Origin of the sequence: Pseudomonas sp. K5002 (genome assembly GCF_013386655.1) — a bacterium.
In the GTDB taxonomy this organism is placed as follows: Bacteria; Pseudomonadota; Gammaproteobacteria; order Pseudomonadales; family Pseudomonadaceae; genus Aquipseudomonas.
This window is the reverse complement of record NZ_JACARK010000732.1, coordinates 593-2716: the sequence shown is the minus strand read 5'-3', so window position 1 is coordinate 2716 and position 2124 is coordinate 593. Positions and strand designations below refer to the sequence as shown.

At 63.6% G+C, this 2124-nt stretch carries 1 protein-coding gene; it reads left to right on the top strand.

The genetic code is table 11. From position 1 onward, the window contains the following. The coding region (locus HX846_RS27315) for a LuxR C-terminal-related transcriptional regulator (RefSeq protein WP_178966479.1) at positions 1-2082 on the top strand (2082 nt) is incomplete at its 5' end. Positions 2083-2124 lie beyond the last annotated feature (42 nt).

Genomic DNA, 2124 nt, shown 5'->3' with positions numbered 1-2124 from the left:
CTGACCTGGTGGATCGGCGCGCGGCGGCGGCCGGCCTGCAACTGGCCCAGGCTGTTGCTTGATGATGAACTGTGGGAATGCAGCGCTGCCGAGTTGGCGTTTGACCCCAGCGAAATCCAGCACTTGGCCGGCCCCAGCGCCGACAAGGTATTGCAGTTCAGCGCCGGCTGGTGCGCCGGAGTGCGTATCGGATTGCTTGAAGGCGACGGGCACCCGGACAAAACCTTGCTCGACTACCTGCAACACGAACTGTTCACGGGCCTGGCGCCGGAATTGGCTGAGGCCTGGCGCGTGCTCGCGCACCTGCCACGCTTCAACCCGAGCTTGTGTGACCACCTGTTCGGCTTTGGTGACGGTGGCGACTACCTGCGAGACTTGCAGACGCTGGGCGCCTTTATCGAGCCCTGGGAAGAGTCCACCGACTGGCTGCAAGTCTTCCCGCCACTGGCCCAACTGATGCGCGCCGAACCCTGGCCAGCCAGGCGCTCCTGGCACCGGCGCGCGTGCCAATGGTTTACCGCCGCCGAGGACTGGCAAGCAGCGTTTGAGCAAGCGTTGCAGGCCGAAGAGTACGAAGTGGCTGTGAGCCTGTTGCAGCACTTCAGTTTTGAAGACCTGTTCCGCCAGCAAAACGCGGTGCTGTTGTTGCGCCTGCATGAGCAGCATGGTGATGAATTGATGCTGGGCTCGGCGCAACTGGTGGGCTTGGTAACGGCGGCGTTGCTGTTTGCCGGGCGTTTCGACCAGGCGGCGTTGTGCATTGACCAACTGGCGCGTTTCACTCCGCAACCGACCGCGCACCTGCAGCGTTATCTGCTGGCCCGCTGGCAGGCGCAATGGGGTTGGCTGTTGCATCTGGGCGGCGAAGCCGCACGGGCCCGGGAACATTTTCTCGAAGCCCTGCAAGACTTGCCCGAGAGCGCCTGGACGTCGCGCCTGATGTGCCTGTCGGGCCTGACCCAGCAAGCCTTGCTGCGTGGTGAGCTGGACGTGGCCCAGGCGCTGAACCGCGAGGCGTTGTGCCTGGCGCGCTCCCACGGCTCACTGCTGTTGGAGGCATTGTTGGAACTCGATCATGCGCAGTTGCTGGAGCAGCGCGGCGCGCCGTATCGGGCCCAAAGCCTGCTGGAGAATGTGCAGCGCATGCTGGTGCAACAGCGGCTTAAAGCCGGGCCGTTGATGGGACGGATTTGCTTGCGACGTGGGCACCTGGCGCTGCGCCAGGGCCACGACGCCGTGGCCGCCGAATGCTTCGAATCCGGCCTGGGCATGTGCCTGCACAGCCAGGACAAACGCGTGCTCTACGGCTACCTGGGACTGGCGCTATTGGCCGCCAACAAGGGCGATTACGCCCAGGCGTTTATCCAGTTGCGCGACGCTGAACGCCTGATGCAGCAACGCCAGGTGCCCGACACCGTCTATCGCGCCGTATTGCTGTTGCTCAGCGGGCATTTCTGGCTGCAACAGGGTCGCGCCGAACTGACCCTGGAGGCGGTGACCCGGGTGCTGCGGCACTACCGTGGCCCCAAGGCGAAACAAGCACCGCCGGCCACCCTGGAGTTGATCCCCAGGCTTGAATATTTGCAGGTGCTGGCCGAAGTGAAATTGCATCGCGCCGAAGAGCCTGTCGCCCGCCTGAGTGCGTTACTGGAGGCCGCCCGTCAGCGGGGCATGCTGTGCCTGGAAGCGGAGTTGCACTTGGTGCTGGGGGAGGTGGCCTGGCAAGTCGGCGATCGCCCGTTGGCCGTGCGCTCGCTGGAAGCCGGATTGGAACTGGCGGGGCGTTGCCAGGTACAGCAGGCGATTCGCGAGCTGCGCCTCAGGCAACCGGGGTTGTTGAGTGCATTGGGGCTGGAACCGCAGGAATGCCCGGCGGCGGCGGGGGAAAATCCCCTGAGCCAGCGCGAGCTTGAGGTGCTGCAACTGATTGCCCAGGGCAATTCCAATCTGGAAATTGCCAGCCAATTGTTTATCTCGCTGCACACGGTAAAAACCCATGCGCGGAGGATTCACAGCAAGTTGGGGGTGGAGCGGCGCACCCAGGCAGTGGCGAAAGCCAAGACGCTGGGCTTGATGGCCTGAAGCCATGCACTATTCGTCAAATAATGAAGATCAAATGTGGGA